This is a genomic window from Hylemonella sp. GW821-FHT10B10 (assembly GCF_059415585.1).
On the sequence record NZ_JBWKNN010000002.1, the window covers coordinates 350,613 to 369,765 of the forward strand.

At 57.9% G+C, this 19,153-nt stretch carries 13 protein-coding genes and 1 pseudogene; 3 read left to right on the plus strand and 11 right to left on the minus strand.

What is annotated here, in order from left to right:
- Positions 1-30 precede the first annotated feature (30 nt).
- Together AC07NT_RS11865 and AC07NT_RS11870 are read right to left on the minus strand one after the other, a co-directional pair.
- Positions 31-408, minus strand: a complete 378-nt coding sequence (locus tag AC07NT_RS11865; protein ID WP_498598825.1) for a response regulator — start codon at positions 406-408, stop codon at positions 31-33.
- 45 nt (positions 409-453) lie between these two features.
- Positions 454-639: pseudogene (locus tag AC07NT_RS11870) on the minus strand (HNH endonuclease); the annotation flags it as partial.
- A gap of 125 nt (positions 640-764) precedes the next feature.
- On the opposite strand from AC07NT_RS11870, the gene AC07NT_RS11875 reads away from it, so the two are divergent.
- From AC07NT_RS11875 to AC07NT_RS11885, 3 genes are read left to right on the plus strand one after another with little or no spacing between them, the layout of a single operon-like run.
- Positions 765-2,216 carry a tyrosine-type recombinase/integrase gene (locus AC07NT_RS11875; RefSeq protein WP_493036782.1) on the plus strand — a complete coding sequence of 484 codons (1,452 nt, stop codon included), beginning with the start codon at positions 765-767 and terminating at the stop codon, positions 2,214-2,216.
- Positions 2,213-5,596 (plus strand): VPA1269 family protein, encoded by a 3,384-nt coding sequence (locus tag AC07NT_RS11880; RefSeq protein ID WP_493036784.1) that lies wholly within the window; start codon positions 2,213-2,215, stop codon positions 5,594-5,596. Before AC07NT_RS11875 ends, AC07NT_RS11880 begins: the two co-directional genes overlap by 4 nt.
- Positions 5,597-5,601: 5 nt before the next feature.
- The gene (locus tag AC07NT_RS11885; RefSeq protein ID WP_493036786.1) at positions 5,602-6,321 is read left to right on the plus strand and encodes a hypothetical protein; all 720 of its coding nucleotides are present in this window, start codon (positions 5,602-5,604) and stop codon (positions 6,319-6,321) included.
- Positions 6,322-6,520: 199 nt separating this feature from the next.
- Here the strand turns inward: AC07NT_RS11885 and AC07NT_RS11890 are convergent, their stop codons facing one another.
- From AC07NT_RS11890 to AC07NT_RS11930, 9 genes are all read right to left on the minus strand, one after another.
- Complete coding sequence (locus tag AC07NT_RS11890) at positions 6,521-6,865, minus strand: CzcE family metal-binding protein (protein WP_493036788.1); 345 nt, start codon at positions 6,863-6,865, stop codon at positions 6,521-6,523.
- Between the two features lie 159 nt (positions 6,866-7,024).
- Positions 7,025-7,480: a flagellar basal body rod protein FlgB gene (gene flgB, locus AC07NT_RS11895; protein ID WP_493036790.1), complete on the minus strand. Its 456-nt coding sequence runs from the start codon at positions 7,478-7,480 to the stop codon at positions 7,025-7,027.
- Positions 7,481-7,676: 196 nt separating this feature from the next.
- Positions 7,677-10,199 carry a heavy metal translocating P-type ATPase gene (locus tag AC07NT_RS11900; RefSeq protein WP_493036792.1) on the minus strand — a complete coding sequence of 841 codons (2,523 nt, stop codon included), beginning with the start codon at positions 10,197-10,199 and terminating at the stop codon, positions 7,677-7,679.
- Positions 10,200-10,202: 3 nt separating this feature from the next.
- Complete coding sequence (locus tag AC07NT_RS11905) at positions 10,203-11,591, minus strand: heavy metal sensor histidine kinase (RefSeq protein WP_493036794.1); 1,389 nt, start codon at positions 11,589-11,591, stop codon at positions 10,203-10,205.
- Positions 11,588-12,274, minus strand: coding sequence for a heavy metal response regulator transcription factor (locus tag AC07NT_RS11910; RefSeq protein ID WP_493036796.1), 687 nt, complete (start codon positions 12,272-12,274; stop codon positions 11,588-11,590). The genes AC07NT_RS11905 and AC07NT_RS11910 overlap by 4 nt, the downstream gene beginning before the upstream one ends.
- Positions 12,275-12,545: 271 nt before the next feature.
- Positions 12,546-12,968 (minus strand): hypothetical protein, encoded by a 423-nt coding sequence (locus tag AC07NT_RS11915; protein ID WP_498598824.1) that lies wholly within the window; start codon positions 12,966-12,968, stop codon positions 12,546-12,548.
- 103 nt (positions 12,969-13,071) lie between these two features.
- On the minus strand, positions 13,072-16,233 hold the full coding sequence (locus AC07NT_RS11920) for a CusA/CzcA family heavy metal efflux RND transporter (RefSeq protein WP_498598823.1): 3,162 nt from the start codon (positions 16,231-16,233) through the stop codon (positions 13,072-13,074).
- 15 nt (positions 16,234-16,248) lie between these two features.
- Positions 16,249-17,865, minus strand: coding sequence for an efflux RND transporter periplasmic adaptor subunit (locus AC07NT_RS11925; protein ID WP_498598822.1), 1,617 nt, complete (start codon positions 17,863-17,865; stop codon positions 16,249-16,251).
- An 8-nt stretch (positions 17,866-17,873) separates the two neighbouring features.
- Entirely contained in the window at positions 17,874-19,040 is a 1,167-nt protein-coding gene (locus AC07NT_RS11930; protein WP_498598821.1) for a TolC family protein, read from the minus strand.
- Positions 19,041-19,153: the final 113 nt, after the last annotated feature.

Below are 19,153 nucleotides of genomic sequence, written 5' to 3' on the forward strand. Positions count from 1 at the left end.
CCCTGGCCGGGGCCAGGCCGGATGGTCTGCTCACAGCTTCAGCAGAGCGGCTTCCAGGGCCTTGAGGTCCAGGGGTTTGAGCAGGTAGCCGCTGGCCCCGGCATCGCGATAACGGGCCCAGTCGGCCGCTAGGTCCTTGCTGCTGGCCAGGATGACGGGGACGGGCGCCTGCCCACGGGCCTGGCGCTCACGCAGGCCGGCCAGCGTGGCCATGCCATCGTGCAACGGCATATTCAGATCCAGCAGCAGCAGATCGAAGGGCAGGCGCTCCAGCATGTCCAGGGCAATCTGGCCGTTGTTGGCCAGGGCGCCGGAATGCCCGAGTTCACGCAGCAAACGCGCGGCAAGCCTCAACTGGACCGGATCGTCATCGGTCACCAGCACCCGCAAGACACGTGGAGGCAGCATGGTGGGCGACGTCTGCTATGCAAGACCACGCCCGGCCGCTTGCGCCTAGTTGATCAACAGGCGCGAGGAGCGCGGCACGTGCGCCATGAGGAACTCCATCTGGTCGGCCAGGATGCGCCGGTTGCGCAGGATGAAGTCCTCCCAGAGGCTGGGAATGTAGGGAGCGTAAAGCAGGGGCATGCCGGCCTGTTCGGGGGTGCGGCTGCTCTTGCGGTGGTTGCAGGCACGGCAATATCCCCACCAAGTAGAAGTTACCAGTTAAATTCTCCTGTCAGAAAGGATGGGTTCAAAGATATAGCAAAAATGCCAGCACCACAAGCTAGTTATCCCCGCCTACTGGTTTACGATTTGAGGACATGCTTGCCCCTCTCACCACTCATGCCGTAGTTCATTTATCCATCGACGCCGCGGACGCACAGACTCTGCCCGTAGTGATCGAATTGGACGACCTAGCAAATCCGGTTATCTCCACGAGTATTGCCAAATTCGCGCGCTACGTGCAGCTCCAGGGCAACGCTAGTTATGAGGCGATCTCGAAGGCAGTGGTCGCCATCGGCAAGCTGCGCGACTATTACAAGCATGTTAGTAACGAGCCAGCCCTGACCCCAGGCAAGCTGCGCAGCTTTCTGGAAGACTTCCTTACCGAGTTTGATCATGGAACAGTGCTCGGATGGCGACCAGCCAGCAATCAGCAGTACCTGACCACACGTGCCGCTATCTTTGACTACGTCAAGTTCGTCATGGACACCAGCTCGCCGTTCTGGAGTACTGGAGAAGCACAGTTTATCGAGGCCTGCCGCGAGTCCTGGATCAGCCTGTCCCATGCAGAGAAGAGCCTGCTGTTCCACACAAAGTCCAGATCGCGAAAAAAAACGGGAGGTCGTAAGCGACAGACCGTAGGGCTCAAGCAGTACAAACCGTTTCCACCGCACCTTGTCCAGAAACTCATCGATGAGACTAAGAACCCGCGTGACAAATTTCTTTTTGGGGTGTTGGCGTATGGCGGTAGACGCCTGTCAGAGATGCTTCACTTGTTCCTGCAGGACGTAGCCGCGCGTGAGGATGAACTGCATATCGTTCTTAAACATCCATCCTATTCGCCCATGACCTGGACCAATCAGGCTCACACCCCTGTTAATGGGCAACGGCGTGAGTATCTGCGCGCGATGTTTGGCTTGCTGCCTCGGACAGAGCATGGAGCCAACAGAAGTGCCGCAGGCTGGAAGGGAATTAAATTCGATAATGAAGCTTCTCGCAGCTCAGAGATATATTGGATCCGCGACGGCGGCCAGTACCTCTTGCATCTGCATCGCCAATACCTGCATGGCGCTCGCGCGGCTGTGCCAAAACGCAGTCATCCATACTACTTCGTTGCGCAAGACGGCGAGCCGCTGACCATCAAAGCGGTTGAAAAGCAATTCGACCTTGCGCGCCGGCGGGTTGAGAAGAAGCATGGTGTCAGTCTAAAAGGATATGGCCCACATTCGCTCCGGCACTTCTACGGGTTTTACTGTGCTGATGTATTGAAAGCCGACTTGCTTTTGATTCAAAAGTGGATGGGACACGTCCAGATTTCATCAACGGCGGTATACGCCCACATTAGCCCAGGAACCGCAGCCAAGTCTCTTAAGCGGGCCGAGGCACTGGCACAGATCGAGGGTCGCACCGGACACAGCGCGGCAGAGCGAGAGGAAGTAGCTAAGGGATTTGCAGATGCAAGGCTAGAACCGCTTCCACACACCTTGAAGCTTGGAAGTATTGCGTTTGGTCAGATCGACACGAAGACTCTCACAAGAAAAACCCGATGACCTATCAATATCTGACAGACGCAGCACCAGAGATGTATCCGGCGCCCGATGGCATCGCAAAGTCCGTCCTCCTGAACACTAACAAACTGAAGTTCCTGCTCATCGCTAGCCCAACGCGCGAAGATCTGGAGGAATCCATCGAGCAGTATGGAATCAAACGCTTAGAGGGTCGCTGGACTGAGTTATTGGAGCCTCCCACCAACGGAAGGGAAAGCTATATCCAGGCGTTGCAAATCAAGCACCCGAAACTTCGTACGCTACCGTCTGCAGCGATTATGAATCTGTTGGGCGAATCCATGATTGCGGGAGCCATCGAACGCGTTCAATCCATGAGCTTAGCTGAACAACGCGACCTCGTGCAGCCACTCAAGCCCACGAGCATAGGCGAGATGCTCGCTTTGTACAAGGACACCCAAATTGATCAAACGGGCTACAGGTATCTTCGACATGAACTCGGCAAGTCGGCTTCTACGTTGGACTTTTTTGGACGCCTGACCAATACGCTTTTCTCTGGAATCGCGGAGTCAGACTATACGCTTGGCACTCCGAAGCCCGGCTTCCACCAGCCGCGTGTCTTTGAATACCTCGGTATGGCCGCTGCGCGAGGATGGATTCTCTTCCCCTTCATATCGGGCGAAAGCGGAACCAACGAGATGTACGCTCTCATGCATAGGAGCAACACGAAGCGCTATCTTCATCCTATGTTTGGTCCGCCTGAGGTCGAAGCAATCATGAACGCGACGAGCGACCTAATGAGGAGTGGCGCGGCCCCAACGGCTTCGTCAAAGTATGCGAAATTCCTAGTCGTCAGTTCGACCCTACGATCAATTTCCCAATCAAGCACCGCGCTTTTTTCGCGCTGTCTCGAATTGATTGATAACGGCAGAGAAGACTCTCATCGACAAGTTGGATATGCGCGACGCGCATACAACGCCATGTTGATGCTACACAACAGCCAGCACCCAGATGCACCGAGGCAGCCACCGCTAGTTCGCGCACTCGATGAAGTCTCGCTTGATGACTTTGCTTCACTGAACACAATTCTTGAAGGCTTACCGCACCTCACAGCCTGGGGTGATGCAATGTCAGCGTTTATACGCAGCAATACCAATGCGCCGGCATCGGGAGTCGTTCGCAAAACAGCCTGTATTGAATTCATTCAATTCCTAGCTGAAGTAGAGAGGCCACCACAGCGGCCTGAACAAACACTGCGTGCGCTCATCAACGACTATACCGACCATAGTCCGTGCTATCGCAACAATCTGCGTCGCCGTTTCGATAGTCCTGACACGCGAAACATCAAGCTCTTGGAAATGAGTCAGTTCTTCAGCTTCGTTCAGGATCAGCTACGCGCCCAACATCAAGGGCATCCTCGGGACACGCCCTGGTTCGCAAACCCAATTGATATTAAATTCGACCGCTTCGCAGTTGAATACCGAGCAGGTACAACGCGCAAATCAATCGCCGCGGACACCATGGCAGAGATGCGGCAAGTACTCGTCGCCGACGACTATGGCTGGGCCAAGCAATGGAACACGGACTGGATCTTTCTGGTGAATCAAGGCACCAGGAAACTGGAACGCGTTTGGTGCCCCAGCACGGCTCTGTGTTTGTATACGCTGCTGTCATTACCCCTTCGAGGCCTTCAGGGGCGCCTGCTCGACTCGGGCGAAGGCGATGCCTTCATCTACGACTTCGACAGCGCGACAATGATCCCTAATCCAAACCAGCTACCCATCAACGGTCGCCTGGAAACTGGACGGCGAGAGGGCTTTATCCAGGTAATGCCGTCCGGTCTGACAGCCGATCCCGAACTTGTGGGAATGTGGATCAGCGTCAACAAGACCAGCGAGGATGGGTATGCCATTCCTTGGGTGAGCGATGATCTGTTGCGACACCTAAGGTACCAGCGAGACTGGATACAGCGCTACGCGCCACACCCGAACACACAGACTATTGAAGATGCCCAGGGGCATCGCAACACTCCAACAGAATGGATCGATTCACAGCACCGCTTCTACTGCCTGTTTCGCGACCCGGCTGTGACTGACCGTGTTCATGACAAGTCATTGCCTGTATCGAAACAGAAGCTGACGCGGCTTTGGGGTCGCCTGTCTCTTGAGGTACAAAACCGAATCAACGCCCGCTCAACCAGCGAAGCTCATCGCATTCGACTGGTCAAACCCGGAACGGAAAACGATGCCTACCCAGTAGCCATTCATGACCTGCATACCCTGCGAGTCTCCGGTATCACTGATCTGCTTGATAGAGGCGTGCCCTTGAACATCGTGTCAGAGTATGTGGCTGGCCACGCCACTTACATCATGACTCTTTGGTACGATGCACCGACACCCGGTGCAGTGCGTCGGGCAATGACGCAGGCCCAGCAGCGCGCTGGAGACAGCCTTGGGCCACTACCACGCTTGCTGGAAAGCGAGATTGAAGAGTTAAAACCATTCTTGCTCTCCAATCCTGACTTCCAGGATAGCTACACCGGCTTCGACGCCTTACAGGACAATATCGGCCTCATCCAGGTTCGGCATTCTGGCATCTGTCCCGGCACCCGCTGCGAGGAAGGCGGTCTGACCGACAAGGGCCGCATTGAACCAGTTCCTGTTGGCGATCGAGGTCCATCCTGTCCGCAGTGTCGTTTCTGGCTTACCGGCCCTGCGTTCCTTATCGGCCAAGTCATCGAAGGCAACCAGCTAATCATGAAGATTCGCAACAAGGTGGCCTCTCTGGCCTCCAGCCGCGAAAAGATTATGGATGCCGAAGACGTTGGCGACGCCGGTCTGGCTGACCTGCTGCGCGGCAAGAACGACATCGAAGAGCGGCAGCTCAACAACATGCTCACAGAGTGGTGGCACCGGATGCGTTTCTACGAGAGTTCAATTGGCAAGCTCGATGCGTACCGTGAGGCGCGTACTGCCAAGGAGGCTTCCAAGCGCGCCGAATCCATCGTGCTGTTCAAGCAGCATGACAAAGGAGAAGCTAACTTCGGGTATGGGCCAGCGACCGAGCTCGAACTCAAGCATTTCTTGTCGACCTGCGCGGAGATCCTGCCCAATTTCACCGACGAGGCCCTAAGTGCTCACCAGGACATAGAACTGGCAGTCGGGAAGTTCCTGGCCATTAATGACGAACGCGAACTGTCTTCCATGTTCTTTAAGCTGGACGACTCGCAACGCCTCGCAGCCGCAAACCTGACGATTGAGCTGATGCAGCGTGCGACGGCGTCACCGCTTGACGCCACCGCCCTGCTCGAGGGAAAAACCCAGCTCCAAAGTATCCCCAACCTTCAGGGCGACTTGAAATCTCTACTGTCCGGTGGTGCGGTCCAAGCCATGGTCGAAACCAAACGCCGCCTCAAAGCTAAGTAACCAGAATGACCACCAAGCCAACACACAAGATGACGCGGCGCGCCTCGGACGTGCTTTTTGACGAAGTCTCTGGTTCTCGCAACAGCTTGCGTCGGGAGAACATTCGACTCATCAAAGAGGTCTGTGACTGGATGGAAAAAGACAAGGTACGTATCTCGGTTGCGGAAGTAGTCCGCCGCTGCGGAACCGATGGACCGGCATATTCCACGGTGGCAAACCAAGGCTCCCAATTGGGAGAGTACATCCGCTTGAGAGTTGCCGAACAGGCCGCCACCCCTCGGTCGGCCAGCAGCACCCAAAGCATTGCCGACACCGTGCGCGACCCGGTCCTCCAAGCCCGCATACGGGACACTGAAAGCACGGCTCGCTGGGTCGCCCGGGAAAACGACGGCCTTCGAGCGCTGCTTAAATCCCTGCGGCCGGGCATCGACATTGACGGGCTCATCCGAAAGGAATCAGACGCCACTGCGGCCATCAAGCCCGAGCTGCCCAAGCCATCGCACGGCCCGAACTCAATCGAGCTGCGAGGACTGCTGCTCAAACTGATGGATCATCTAGTAAGTACGCGCCAGTACAAGGGTGTACGTGGCCGGTTTACCATCAACGGCAAGATTGTGCTGGACGCTCGTGAGTTGACAATATACCGGGAAGCGTCGGGGCTCACAGAAGAAGCTTGGCAGACGCGATACGGCGAGGCTGACGAGCGGAGAGACGACCATAGCTAATGGCCAGCAGCCATCTGTGAAGTCTAGCGTTGAACCGAAGGGGGCACTGGTTGTCTCAATCATGCCTGAATAGCGCTGGCACCGAAAATGGGGGGCCCTGTCGACCTTCCTGACAAGACGAGTGACTCGGGACTGCCGTTGTCCATGTCATGGTCCATGATCATGGACAGAGCCGGCAGTCCTACGAGCACGTCATAGATCAGTAGCTGATCTGGGGATCGCGGCCGATCACGACCGTGGCTTGGCCCGCGCTGAAGTCACGCGGGGCGATTTCCGCAACTTGGACAAGCCGTTGATCCAGGCCATTGAAGGTCCAGGAGAACTGCTTGCCATCGGCGCCCTTGAAGAGCACGGTCTCGCCGTACTGGACATTGACGCTTTGAGCCTTCGTCAGATCGATGGTCCGTGCGGGTGCGGCGCTGGTAGCCGACTGCCCGTACAGGGATTGACCGTTGCGGAAGACCTCATGCGAAGCCATGCTTTGCAGCGGGATCATCGCAGCGAGCGTCAGGGCGGCCAGGCTGAGGGTACGAGCGGTTTTCATAGGAAGTCCTTTCAAAGTGGTTTTTCAAACTGCGCACTTCGAATCAAGCGCGCATATGGACTGTATGAATCTCGTCCTAGCAGGAGCCGGTCATTTGCATTACATATTTGTCATGTGGATATGGAGTTAGAAATGGATTTCTAGTGCGTGTTCAGTGCGCTAACGCCGTGGATCCGAGGCCGCTAGCTTGAACTCCTTGAATTCATCCTCGTACGTGCTGAGGGACATCTGGTACAGGATGGCGTTCTTCATGAAGACCCCTCGCTCCCTGTCCATGTCCACGGAGTTGTTGTCCAAGCTAGGCTGCGAAGGCACGACATAGCGAGCAAAGTCCAGCGTGCTTTGAGTTGTGACTGCTGGAGCTGTCGTTCCGACATGCTTTGCCGATGTCGCCTGGAGCGCCGGACCCGGCAGCCGCTTCATGGCGTCTCGCATGGCGTCGCTGAAATCGAAATCCCTGGCCTGGTAGCCAGGGGTGTCCGCATTGGCAATATTGCTCGCAATCAGGGCTTGCCTGTGCGCACGCAGGATCAAAGCCTTGCCGCGCCACTCCTCATCGGTAGCAGCGGCTCCAGCAGCGCCATTGATCGGCAGAAACTTGGCTGAGCTTGACATGTGCCCTTGATCAGACGATCTGCCTGCCGCATAAATCGCAGAAGAATCCCATCGACATACCTTTCAAATCCGGCCCCAGCGCAACCCACGCTGGGTGATTGCCGAGAGACTAGGCTTTAACGCGATGAGCTTGGATTACATCTGAATGACAAATTGTTACTGCGGCGCCAGAGGCGATCAGGTCTTCCTCATGGCTTCAAGCAACAGACGCTTCGCTCTCCTGGGTCCGACCTTTGAACGCAAGCAATCGCAGCGCATTGGCAACCACGATCAACGTCGAGCCCTCGTGGAACAGCACCGCCGTTCCGATATTGAGCCCAAGGATCGTGGCAGGAATCAAAACGGCAACGACGCCCAGACTGACCCACAAGTTCTGCCGGATGACGCGACTGGTTGAACGGGACAGGCCTACAGCCAGCGGAAGCTGTCTGAGGTCGTCCGCCATCAAGGCCACATCCGCAGCCTCCAAAGCCACGTCAGAGCCCGCGGCGCCCATTGCGATGCCGACCGTGGCGTTCGCCATCGCCGGCGCGTCATTGACGCCGTCACCCACCATTGCGACCTTGCCTGCAGTGCCTCGAAGCGTTTGGATGGCTTTGACCTTGTCATCCGGCATCAGGTCACCCTGAGCCTCGGTCAGTCCAACCGACTTTGCAACAGCATCGGCAACTTGCTGGTTATCCCCGGAGATCATGATGAGTCGCTTAATCCCCAAGGACTGGAGCTCGCGCATCACTGACGGAGCTGCCGGCCGCGGCGTGTCCATCACCCCCAGAACGCCCAGGTAACGCGCCCCTTTTCGAACAATCATGGTCGTGCGACCCGTTCCGATGAGCAAGTTATTGATCTCGCGCACCTCATCCGACAACGGCGCTCCGTCCACTACGTCAAACAAGGTGGCCTTGCCGATATGAACCGCTTCGCCCCCGATCTGTGCCTGGATGCCTCGCCCGGTGATGCTTGTGACCTCCAGCACCTCCAGCGGTTGATGCTCGGCGCCAAGCCGGGTAGATGCTCCTTCGACGATGGCGGAGGCGATAGGATGGTCGCTGTGCTTCTCAACCGCCAGGGCGACAGCTAAGAGCTCTGCCTCCGTGGCTGACTTGGTTGGGAATGCATCAATCAGGCGAGGCTTTCCCTCAGTGAGGGTGCCAGTCTTGTCAAAAGCAATGGCAGTGAGCGTCCCAAGGTTCTCAAGGGGTGCGCCACCCTTGATCAGCACACCGCTGCGCGCAGCTCGAGCGACACCACTCAGGACCGCACTGGGAACCGATATCGCCAAGGCACATGGGCTGGCCGCGACCAGGACTGCCATGGCCCGGTAGAAGCTTGCGCTGAATGGCTCATCAATGACCAGGCCAGCACCCAGCAGAATCACGACCAGGACCAGGACAGCAGGAACAAAGACTCTCTCGAATTTCTCGGTGAAATTCTGTGTGGGCGAGCGCTGAGTCTGTGCCTCAGTCACCATCCGGACGACACGCGCCATCGTGGATTCGCTGGCTCGACGTGCCACCATCACGGTCAGTGCGCCTGAGCCATTGATCGTGCCGGCGAAGACTCTGTGTTGGGCCTCCAGCTTGTCGTATATCGCCAAGGCCGTCTGTGGGTTCTGGACCGGTTGTTTGTCGACCGGGACACTCTCGCCTGTGACCGGTGCCTGATTGACGCTGCTAAAACCAGAGACGACGATACCGTCAGCCGGTAACCGCTCATTGGGTTTGACCTGGAGCAAGTCGCCAGGATTAAGCTCGGTCACGGAGACCTCAACAATCTGATCGCCCTTGATCACCAGGGCCGTCTCAGGTGCCAGCTTTGCCAAGGCTTCGATGGCTCGCTTGGCGCGTCCCATCGCATAGTGCTCCAGGGAGTGCCCCAGGCTGAAGAGGAACAGCAAGAGGGCCCCTTCCGCCCACTCGCCCAGTGCAGCAGCACCTGCCGCAGCGACCAACATCAATGTGTCGATCTCAAACCTGCGGATTTTCAGGTTTTCAATTGCCTCCTGTAGGGTGTAGTACCCCCCGAAGAGGTAAGCCACAATGAAGATCCCTGTCGCAGTTGTCTCGTTGATCAGCTGCTGGCGCTGCAAAAACCAGCCCAGCAGAACCAATGCTCCACAGAGCAGCGAGAAAATCAGCTCGGAGTTCGCACCAAACAAGCCGCCGTGGGAGTGGTTCTGATCCTTCTCTTCAGACTTTCCGTGTTCATGATCGTGGTCATGGTCGTGATCTCCCATCGCGGGCGACGCGTGACCAGCGCCTGAGCTCACAGATGGGCTGATTGGGCTGAACCCAAGCCGACCTAGCCGACTGGATAGGGCATCTTCGCTCACAACATCACGGTCATATTCGATTCGAGCCGTACCGGACGGCGCGACTTCTGCTTCGACCACGCCGGGAATTTCCCGCAATTCGTCGCTCAGTCGTCGGGCAACGCGAGCATGCATGGGTTCGGCTTCCATCAGGCTATGGCCAAACCTTTGGGTGACGGTTGCCCCGACGCTTTCCGCAAGCTCCCTCACTCGCTGAAGTGACTGCTGTTCGGGGTCATAGTGAATGCACAGCAGCGCCTCGCCTGACTCCAGTTTGACGTGTACGTTGTCAATTCCTGGCTTGGCCTGCAGGAGGGCAATCAGTCGCTGGACGCAGCTGTCCTGATGGTCAGGAACATTCGACAGTAAGACCGGAATCTCAATAGAGATCTTCTGTAGATTGGTCATGATTCACTCTTCCTTGATGTTGTATGCAAGAGTTTGTTGAACTGAATTCTCGGAATGAGCCACTTCACGCGCTGGGATTCTCAGGGTGAGCCCAATGACAGTCTTCTGGCTTGTAGACTGAACAAAGGTTCGGCCGCCATGCATGCGCGCAATGGCGGCCACGATCGACAAGCCCAACCCATGATGCAAATGGGCGTCTGACCTGGACGCATCAGAGCGATAGAACCGGTCGAATATCTGACTCTGTCTTTCCGGGGGAATCTGCTCCCCGAAGTTCTCAACCTGAACTGTCGCTTCACTGCTGTTGATCTCTGCGACCATCTGAATTTCGGACTTGGGTGTCGCATAGCGGATCGCATTCGACAGCAGATTCGACAAGGCCCGCTCTACCAATGCGGTATCCATCGCAATCGATGCTCCCCCTCTGACGACCACCGATAGCTGCCGATCCTCCATCTCAGCCTCGTGAAATGCCGATACTCTGTGCATGAGTGCAGTCAGGTTCTGTTGTGGTTTTCGACGTGCAGATGCCCCGTGGTCGGCACGAGCCAGAAACAGCATGTCCTGGACGATCCGTGTCAGCCGCTGAAACTCCTCCAGATTGCACTCCAGTACCTGGCGTAGTTCGTTTGTGTTTCGTTGCTTTCGCAGGACGATTTCAGTGCTTCCGATGAGTGTTGTCAAGGGAGTGGCCAACTCATGGGCAACGTCCGCGTTGAATGACGCGAGCTGGTCATACGCGCGATGTAGCCGGTCCAGCGACTCATTGAAGTGCGACACCAGCGGCTCCACTTCAGCCGGCTGGCCAGTACCATCCAGCCGCTGGTCCCTGATCTCCATCGAGAGCGAGCGCGTTTGTTCGATCAGGTTCCGCAACGGCCGCAGGCCCCGTCGGACCAGAACATAGCCACCGACCGATATCAAAAGCGCCCCAACCATCGCGGCCGCCATCAACGACACAGCGAGCTTCTTCAGCACAAGGACTTCCGACTTCGTATCGAGGCTGAGACGGATGTCCCAGAGAATGCCATCCTGTCCTGGCGATGGAAGTGAAAATTGAAGCATCTCCCCAGACGCGTCCAGAATCGCCATTCGACGCTGAAAGTACGGCGTCTTGTCCTCTTTGAGAATCTCGATCGCCAACTGGTTGTTCCCCACCAGCATGTCATCCAGCTTGTGCCTCAGCAGTTGCTCGGATCGGTCTTCCCGAGCCTCAGAAAACAGATGCTCCAGCTGGATTTTCTGACGCTCCAGCGAGTCGCTACGTTGGGATCTGTAGCCCAGGTAGGTCCAACCATAAACGGCAAGACAGACGATGGCAAGAACGGCAAAACTTTGCAGTGCCAGGCCATTCCCCAGCCTGCGTCCCAGGGATACGGAAGAGGTACTCATGCGTCTCTCTCCTCCAGGATATAGCCGAAGCCGCGAACCGTATGGAGCATGGGCCGCTCGAAGGGCGCATCCAGCTTGCTTCTGAGTCGACGAACTGCAACATCAATCACGTTGGTGCCGCTGTCGAAATGCATATCCCAGACCCGTTCGGCAATCTCTGTACGTGACAGAACCTCTCCTGAGCGACGAAGCAAAAGCTCCAGAAGCTGAATCTCTTTTGTCGTCAGATCTAGTGGACGGTGTGCTCGTTTCGCTTTTCGGCGGAGCAAATCCAGCTCAAGCTCCCCAAGCTTCAGTGTTGTCTCAGCACCGCTGGTTTGCACCGTTTGCGTTCGACGCAGCAGAGCGTGAACTCGGGCCACCAATTCAGAGAATGCAAAGGGCTTGACCAGGTAGTCGTCTGCACCGGCACGCAATCCTTCGACTCGATCATCCGTTTGTTGCCGGGCCGACAGCATCAGCACGGGCGTGGATTTCACGCGCCTGAGTGCAGCAAGGAGCGCCAATCCGTCAAGGCCTGGAAGCATCCTGTCCAGCAAGACTGCGTCGTAGTCAGATTCGACAGAGAGATGCAGGCCATCCAGGCCGTTGTTCGCCACATCGACGACAAAGCCTTCTTCACTCAGACCTTTGTGCAGATAGGCAGCGAGTTTCGCCTCATCTTCAACAACTAGTAGCTTCATTTATTTGAGCTTCAAACGCACTGTGATCAGAGATCTCATATCTGCCAGATACCTCATCAATCACCGTCTTCTTTTTTTGCGGACTCGTCGGTGCGAACGTCGTTCGTCACGTCGACGCCGCTCCAAATACCACTGGTAGATACAGTAGGCGGCTATGACTCCGAGGACAGCGATCGCAAGCGTTCTATAGACCACCGCGAACTCTGACTCAAGCACATCTGGTTTGAAATGCATGCGTGTACCGGGCGCCTTGTGGCGCCCGGCCTCAGCATTACTTCAGGGTAAAACGAACTGCGACAGCAGCCTTGCCTGGCAGGCTGACTTGGGCTGCGACTTTCGCTCCAGCGCCAAGCTTGAAATTGCCCTTGGCTTCAAAGCGCTCGCCGGCAGGAGTCAGGGTCACATCGGAGCGCTCAGCGCCAGACAGGATCGTCAGCTTTGCCGTTCCGCCCACCAGTTCGATGGCCTTTCCATGGTCAGTCACATACAGGGAGATCGAGTCGGCCTTGGCAACCAGCTCATAGTTCACGTCTTTGACGACGCTGACCACACCGCCGTGGATCGGCTTTTCCGCATGCGCATGGCTTGCCGTTTTCGGGCCGTGATCGTGGCCCTTGTGATCATCGGTCGCGGCCAATGTGGCCGACGACCAGGCGAAAAGACCGGCACTGACCAGCATAAGATGATTTTTCATGTCATTTCCTTTCGGTGGGTTGATTAACTTCGTTGGGGATGGTCGAGACGGGCCGCGCAGCTGCTGACAGGCTCGCTGCGCGGTCTGATCTATTGCTTGCGGCCTAGGTGGACACCGTACGTTCAGGACTGGCGACCGGCTCTTTGTCTCGTCGGTGCGCCAACTGGTAGAGCGCGGGCAGAACCAGCAGGGTCAATGCCGTCGAGGAGAGGATCCCGCCGATCACCACTGTCGCCAGGGGGCGCTGGACTTCGGCGCCGGTCCCGGTCGCAATGGCCATCGGGACAAAGCCAAGGGAGGCCACCAGCGCGGTCATCAGGACCGGGCGAAGTCGCGTCAAGGCTCCTTCCCGAACAGCTGGATCGAGTCGCCATCCTTCTTCACGCAGATTCCGGATGAACGACAGCATCACCAGGCCGTTGAGCACCGCGACGCCGCACAGCGCAATGAATCCCACCGCAGCCGAGATAGACAGAGGAATATCTCGTAGCCACAGAGCGATGATCCCGCCGGTCAAGGCAAACGGAATACCGGTGAACACCAGCAAGCCGTCTTTGGCGTTGCCGAACATGACAAACAGCAGCGTGAACACCAGCAGCAGCGAAACAGGGACAACCACCTTGAGGCGCTGAGTTGCGGACTGCAGGTTCTCGAATTGACCGCCCCATTTCATCCAGTAGCCACTGGGAAGCTTGATTTGCTGCTGGATCAGCTCTTCCGCTTCGGCCACAAATGAACCGATATCGCGGTCACTGACGTTGGTGCTGACCACCACCCGGCGCTTGCCGTCCTCACGGCTCACCTGGTTCGGACCCGGCGCCAATGAAAGAGTGGCGACTTCACTCAGCGGGATGAACCTCTGGGCAGACTCACCGTTTCTGGGCAAAGCAATCGGCAGGCGTTTGATCGCCTCCTCGTCAGAGCGCAGGTTCTCAGGAAGGCGGACCAGAATGTCAAAGCGTCGATCGCCTTCGAACAGCAGTCCCGCTTCACGACCGCCAATGGCTGTCGCAAGGGTGTCCTGGACGTCCTGCACATTGAGGCCGTACCGGGCCGTCTTCTCGCGGTCGATGTTCACCGTAAGCATGGGCAAACCCGTGGTCTGCTCGACGTTGACTTCGGAAGCGCCGCGGATGCCCTGCAGCAGCACAGAGATCTTCTGGGCCGATTCATTGAGGACGTCCATGTCATCGCCGAACACCTTGACGGCTACGTCCGCGCGGACACCCGAAATCAGCTCATTGAAGCGGAGCTGGATGGGTTGGGAGAACTCGTAGTTCTGACCAGGCATCTTGGCAACCTCAGCCTTGACCGCTGCAATCAGCTCATCGCGGGTTTTACGCGGCTCGGGCCACTCAGACACCGGCTTGAGCATCACGTAGCTGTCCGAGATGTTGGGCGGCATAGGATCCGCCGCGATCTCGGCAGTACCTGTTCTGGCGAACACACGCTCGATCTCCGGGAATTCGGCCTTCAGCGTGGATTCCAGCTGCCGCTGCATAGCGACCGATTGCGTCAGACTGGTCCCGGGAATGCGCAGCGCTTGGACTGCAAAGTCACCCTCATTCAGGCTAGGGACAAACTCACTCCCAAGTCGGGTTGCAAGCAGCCCAGACAGGACAACAGTTACCGCGGCAAAGGTCAGCACCAAGGGTTTGGCGTCCATCACACGGTCCAGCAGGGGCTCGTAGACTTTGCGCGCCCAGGCCATAACCCGGTTTTCTTTCTCGGCCACTTTGTCGCCGATGAAAAGTGCAACGGCAGCGGGAATGAAGGTGATCGAAAGAATCATGGCGCCGACCAGGGCAATCACGACAGTGAAGGCCATCGGGTGGAACATCTTTCCTTCTACGCCGGCCAAGGCGAAGATCGGCAGGTACACGATCATGATGATCAGCTGACCGAACAGAAGAGGGCGTCGCGCCTCCTGGGACGCCAGGAAGACCTCATTGAAGCGCTCTTCCCGTGTCAGCTTACGCCCCGCGACTTCCTGGGCATGGGCGAGTCTGCGAACGCAGTTCTCGACGATCACGACGGCGCCGTCAATGATGATGCCGAAGTCCAGGGCCCCCAGACTCATCAGGTTGGCACTGACCTTCTGCTGGACCATCCCTGTGAAGGTGAAGAGCATCGACAGTGGGATCACCATGGCGGTCAGAATGGCGGCCCGCATGTTCCCAAGGAACAGGAACAGGATGGCGATCACCAGGATAGCGCCTTCAAGAAGGTTCTTCTTGACGGTATTGATGGCCTTGTCGACCAGGATGGTCCGGTTATAAACCGTCACCGCATGTACCCCATCGGGCAGATTGCGGTTGATCTCGACCATCTTCTTGTCGGCGGCCTGCGACACCTTGCGGCTGTTTTCACCGATCAGCATGAAGACGGTCCCAAGAACCACCTCACGCCCGTTGTCTGTCGCCGCACCGGTGCGGAGCTCCCGACCGATCTCCACGACAGCGACGTCACGGACACGGACAGGAACACCACGTTCGTTTCGCAGGACAACGTTACGGATGTCCTCCATCGAACGGACCTGGCTGGGCGCCCGAATCAGGTACTGCTCACCACGACGCTCGATATAGCCTGCACCGACGTTCGCGTTGTTTCGCTCCAGCGCGCCGACAAGATCGACCAAGGTCAACCCATAAGCTGAGAGCTTGATGGGATCCGGCGCGATGTGGTACTCCTTGGAGAAGCCACCGATCGTGTTGATTTCAGTGACGCCAGGCACATTGCGCAGCTGCGGCTTGATGATCCAGTCCTGGATTTCGCGCAAATCGGTAGGCGTATAGGGGTTCCCATCAGGCTTCTTGGCGCCGTCCTGTGACTCGACTGTCCACTGGTAGATCTCCCCCAAACCGGTGGAGATAGGACCGATGGCAGGCGTGACACCTTGCGGAAGGCTGTCGCGAGCACTCTGGATACGCTCGTTGACCAGCTGCCGTGCGAAGTAAATGTCCGTGCCGTCCTGGAACACCACGGTCACCTGCGACAGACCGTACCGCGACAGGGAGCGCGTCTGCTGCAGACCGGGCAAACCCGCCATCACGGTTTCGATGGGAAATGTCACCCGTTGCTCTGTCTCCAGTGGGGAGTAGCCTGGTGCCTGTGTGTTGATCTGCACCTGGACATTGGTGATGTCCGGCACAGCGTCGATCGACAAGCGCTGGTAGCTGAAGACGCCCAAGGCGGCCATGCCCAGGACGGCCAGCATCATGAGCCATCGGTTATCAATTGCAAAACGAATAATGCGTTCAAACATGGTTCTGCATCCTGATTAGTGCGAGTGGCTTGCAGAGCCCTTGCCGGCCTCCGCTTTCACGACAAAGCTGCCCGTGCTGGCGTACTTGGCGCCAGGCTGCAGGCCTTTGACGATTTCCACGCGCTTGCCGTCGCTACGGCCCACTTGCACGGGCTGCGGAATGAAGCCGGTGGGCGTGCGCAAGAACACCACCGTCTTGTTTTCCATGGTCTGGATCGCATCGCTGGCCACGGTGACCGGAACGGACGCTTCGCTGGCCAGGAGCTCGACATTGACGAAGAGCCCAGGGCGCCAGATGGCCTTGGGATTCTTGACGGTGACACGTGCCTGTGCGGTTCGGGTCTGTTCTCCGATGAGGGAGCCGACGTAAGCCACCGTCCCGGTCGCGGACTGATCGAACGAGGTTGACCGAATCGTCACCTTCTCGCCTACGCGGACCAGAGGCAGATCTTTGGCTGGAACGTTGATCTGAGCCCAGACCGTGCGCAGATCAGAGATGGTGAAGACGTTGGTGTCTTCTCGAACCTGTTCGCCCAAGGCGATGTGCTTCTCGATAACGATCCCGTCAAATGGCGCACGAAGCTCATAACGGTTCAACCCGCCGGCGCTGGCAATGGCGCTGGCGCCGACAGCCTGCAGCTTTTGGCGAACATTGGCCACGGCGATTTCTGTCTCGCGCAGCGCCTGTTCTGCCTGCAATACGTCCTGTTGAGGCGAGATCTTCTCTTCCCAGAGCTTCTTCTCACGCTCGTACGTCGTGCGGGCAAGCTGCTGGCGCATTTGCGCCGCCTGGAGCTCGGCGCGTTGCTCCGAGATGGCCGGGCTGCTGATGACAGCCAGGACTTCTCCTTTGCGAACTTGCTGGCCAAGTGCGACAGGCGAGCTCTCAACTACGCCGGCGACACGCGGAACCACGTGCGCAGTCCGGTCTTCGTTGAAGCGGATCTCGCCAGGCAGTTGCAACGTCGAACGAATGGTTGCCGGGCCAGATGTATCCACGCCCACACTGGCGGTCTTGATCTGGGTGTCCGTCATCGCAATCAGGCCTTCCTTCTGACTCAGCTGGAAGATGAGCGACTCTTTGTCTGCCTGCACCATGACCATGCCTTCAAAGGCGTGCGGTTCTTCGACGGCTTGCGTGCTGACCAGTACGTCTTTGTCAGCTTTGAAGGTGATCTTCTCGACATCGCCGCCCGGTCGCGTCAGCTCAGCCGTCACCTTCACCTTGTCCGCTGCCAAGGCCTTGCCCTTCTTGGAAAGCCACAGCTTCATCCGGGGTGCCCCACCTTGCTCAGCCAGCAGGACCTCTAGCCCGAAGTCACCGTCGGTAAGCGTCTGACCACCGTTGGGGCCTTTTGCGCCTTCCTCATGGTGCTCGTTGTCGCCGTGGCCTTCAGCGTGCTTGTGACCATCGCCACCTTTGGATTCGCCATGGTGCTCCCCGTCGCCGTGGCCTTTGGCCTCGTCGTGTCCATGGCCATGGGCTTCTGGGGCGCCCGATTTGCCGGAGCCGGAGCTCATGATGGCAACGCCACCAATGCCTCCCAATGCGATCAGCACAGCGATCGCGATCAGCTGCTTCTTGCCCAGGGTTGCGCTCGCGCGCGAGATCAGATCAGTCTTGATTTTCATGTTCAAACTCACGGTTGATTACCCACTTCGGGGCGGTCGTTCGCCGATCCGAGTCGACGCTCAAGCTCCGCGGACGCACGATGTGCCTCGCCAAGAGCATTCAAATACTGTGTTCGTGCCAGCAGCCAGGTGCGCTGGGCATCCAAGACATCCAGGAAACCGAACTTGCCGAGCTCAAAGCCACGGCTTGCCGCTTCGTACGCGCTCTGGGCTCCCGGAAGGACTTCCTGCTGCAGCGCCTGAACCTCACTCGAGCGCGCCTGCAGCTGGTCCGCCGCTTGCAGCACCTCCGAGCGAAGTCGCACCTCGTCAGCCTCTGCCTGCACTTGCGTAGCGTCCAGCCGACGCAATGCTTGGAGCTGTGCTCCCTGGTTCCGATCAAAGAGCGGCAGGGGGATAGAGAGGCCAATGATGGGCTGATCGCGTCCGAAGTCCTGCGAGCGGACAGCACCAAGGCTGACCGTGACATCGGGAATGCGGCGTGCTCGCTCGAGTTCATAGGCCGCTTGTGCTCTACGCACTTCCCCCTGAGCCCGTCTCAGCGCAGGGGATTTCATGAGGCGATCATTGATCGCTTCATTCCCCTGCGGGACGGGCAGCGTCTCCGGCCGGCCATCGAGTTGATCGATGCTGTTGACCGATGAGCCCATGACAAGAGCAAGCGAGCGCAGTGCTGCAAGCCGGTCGGCCTGAGCTTGACGCAGCTCGATCCGCACATTGGCCTCTGCAACCCTGGCACGCGTTTCTTCGGTCGGGGAGATCTTTCCGGCCGTCACCCGTCGAGCTGTGGCTGCGGTTCCGCTGGCAACAATCTTCAAGGACTCTTCGGCAACCCTGACGCGCTCTTGCGCGATCAAGGCCTCAAAGAATGCTTGCGTTGTCACGGCTCGCAATTCAGCCAGCCGCATTGCAAGCTCGGCCATGGCCACTTCCTGGCCGCTGTTGGCCAGCTCCATGCGGGCAGATCGCTTGCCACCTAATTCAATAGGCTGGCTCAGCTGGAGCGTGGTTTGGCGAGTAGCCCTACCTGTGTCCTGCTGCTCAAACCCCAACGATGGGTTGGGAATGATTCGAGCCTGCTGAACCGCACCTTTGTTGGCCTCGACCTCGAGCTCGGCGATCCGCAACTGCGGGTTTTGGCGGAGCGCGGTTTGAAGCGCGATCTCGAGTGTCAACCCGGCGCTTTTCGTGGCCGGGTTTTGGACAGAAATACTTGTAGGGCTTGAGGCAGGCGTCGTGACCTGCCCAAGGGCGAATGTGGGGAGCAGTGCCGTGCATAGCAACGGCA

Excerpts from the sequence above, each read along its gene's own strand:
- AC07NT_RS11905 (WP_493036794.1), bottom strand. The coding sequence starts at position 11,591 with ATGAGTACCTCTTCCGTATCCCTGGGACGCAGGCTGGGGAATGGCCTG.
- flgB (WP_493036790.1), bottom strand. The coding sequence starts at position 7,480 with ATGTCAAGCTCAGCCAAGTTTCTGCCGATCAATGGCGCTGCTGGAGCC.
- AC07NT_RS11920 (WP_498598823.1), bottom strand. The coding sequence starts at position 16,233 with ATGTTTGAACGCATTATTCGTTTTGCAATTGATAACCGATGGCTCATG.
- AC07NT_RS11885 (WP_493036786.1), top strand. The coding sequence starts at position 5,602 with ATGACCACCAAGCCAACACACAAGATGACGCGGCGCGCCTCGGACGTG.
- AC07NT_RS11890 (WP_493036788.1), bottom strand. The coding sequence starts at position 6,865 with ATGAAAACCGCTCGTACCCTCAGCCTGGCCGCCCTGACGCTCGCTGCG.
- AC07NT_RS11925 (WP_498598822.1), bottom strand. The coding sequence starts at position 17,865 with ATGAAAATCAAGACTGATCTGATCTCGCGCGCGAGCGCAACCCTGGGC.
- AC07NT_RS11900 (WP_493036792.1), bottom strand. The coding sequence starts at position 10,199 with ATGACCAATCTACAGAAGATCTCTATTGAGATTCCGGTCTTACTGTCG.
- AC07NT_RS11875 (WP_493036782.1), top strand. The coding sequence starts at position 765 with ATGCTTGCCCCTCTCACCACTCATGCCGTAGTTCATTTATCCATCGAC.
- AC07NT_RS11910 (WP_493036796.1), bottom strand. The coding sequence starts at position 12,274 with ATGAAGCTACTAGTTGTTGAAGATGAGGCGAAACTCGCTGCCTATCTG.
- AC07NT_RS11865 (WP_498598825.1), bottom strand. The coding sequence starts at position 408 with ATGCTGCCTCCACGTGTCTTGCGGGTGCTGGTGACCGATGACGATCCG.
- AC07NT_RS11915 (WP_498598824.1), bottom strand. The coding sequence starts at position 12,968 with ATGAAAAATCATCTTATGCTGGTCAGTGCCGGTCTTTTCGCCTGGTCG.
- AC07NT_RS11880 (WP_493036784.1), top strand. The coding sequence starts at position 2,213 with ATGACCTATCAATATCTGACAGACGCAGCACCAGAGATGTATCCGGCG.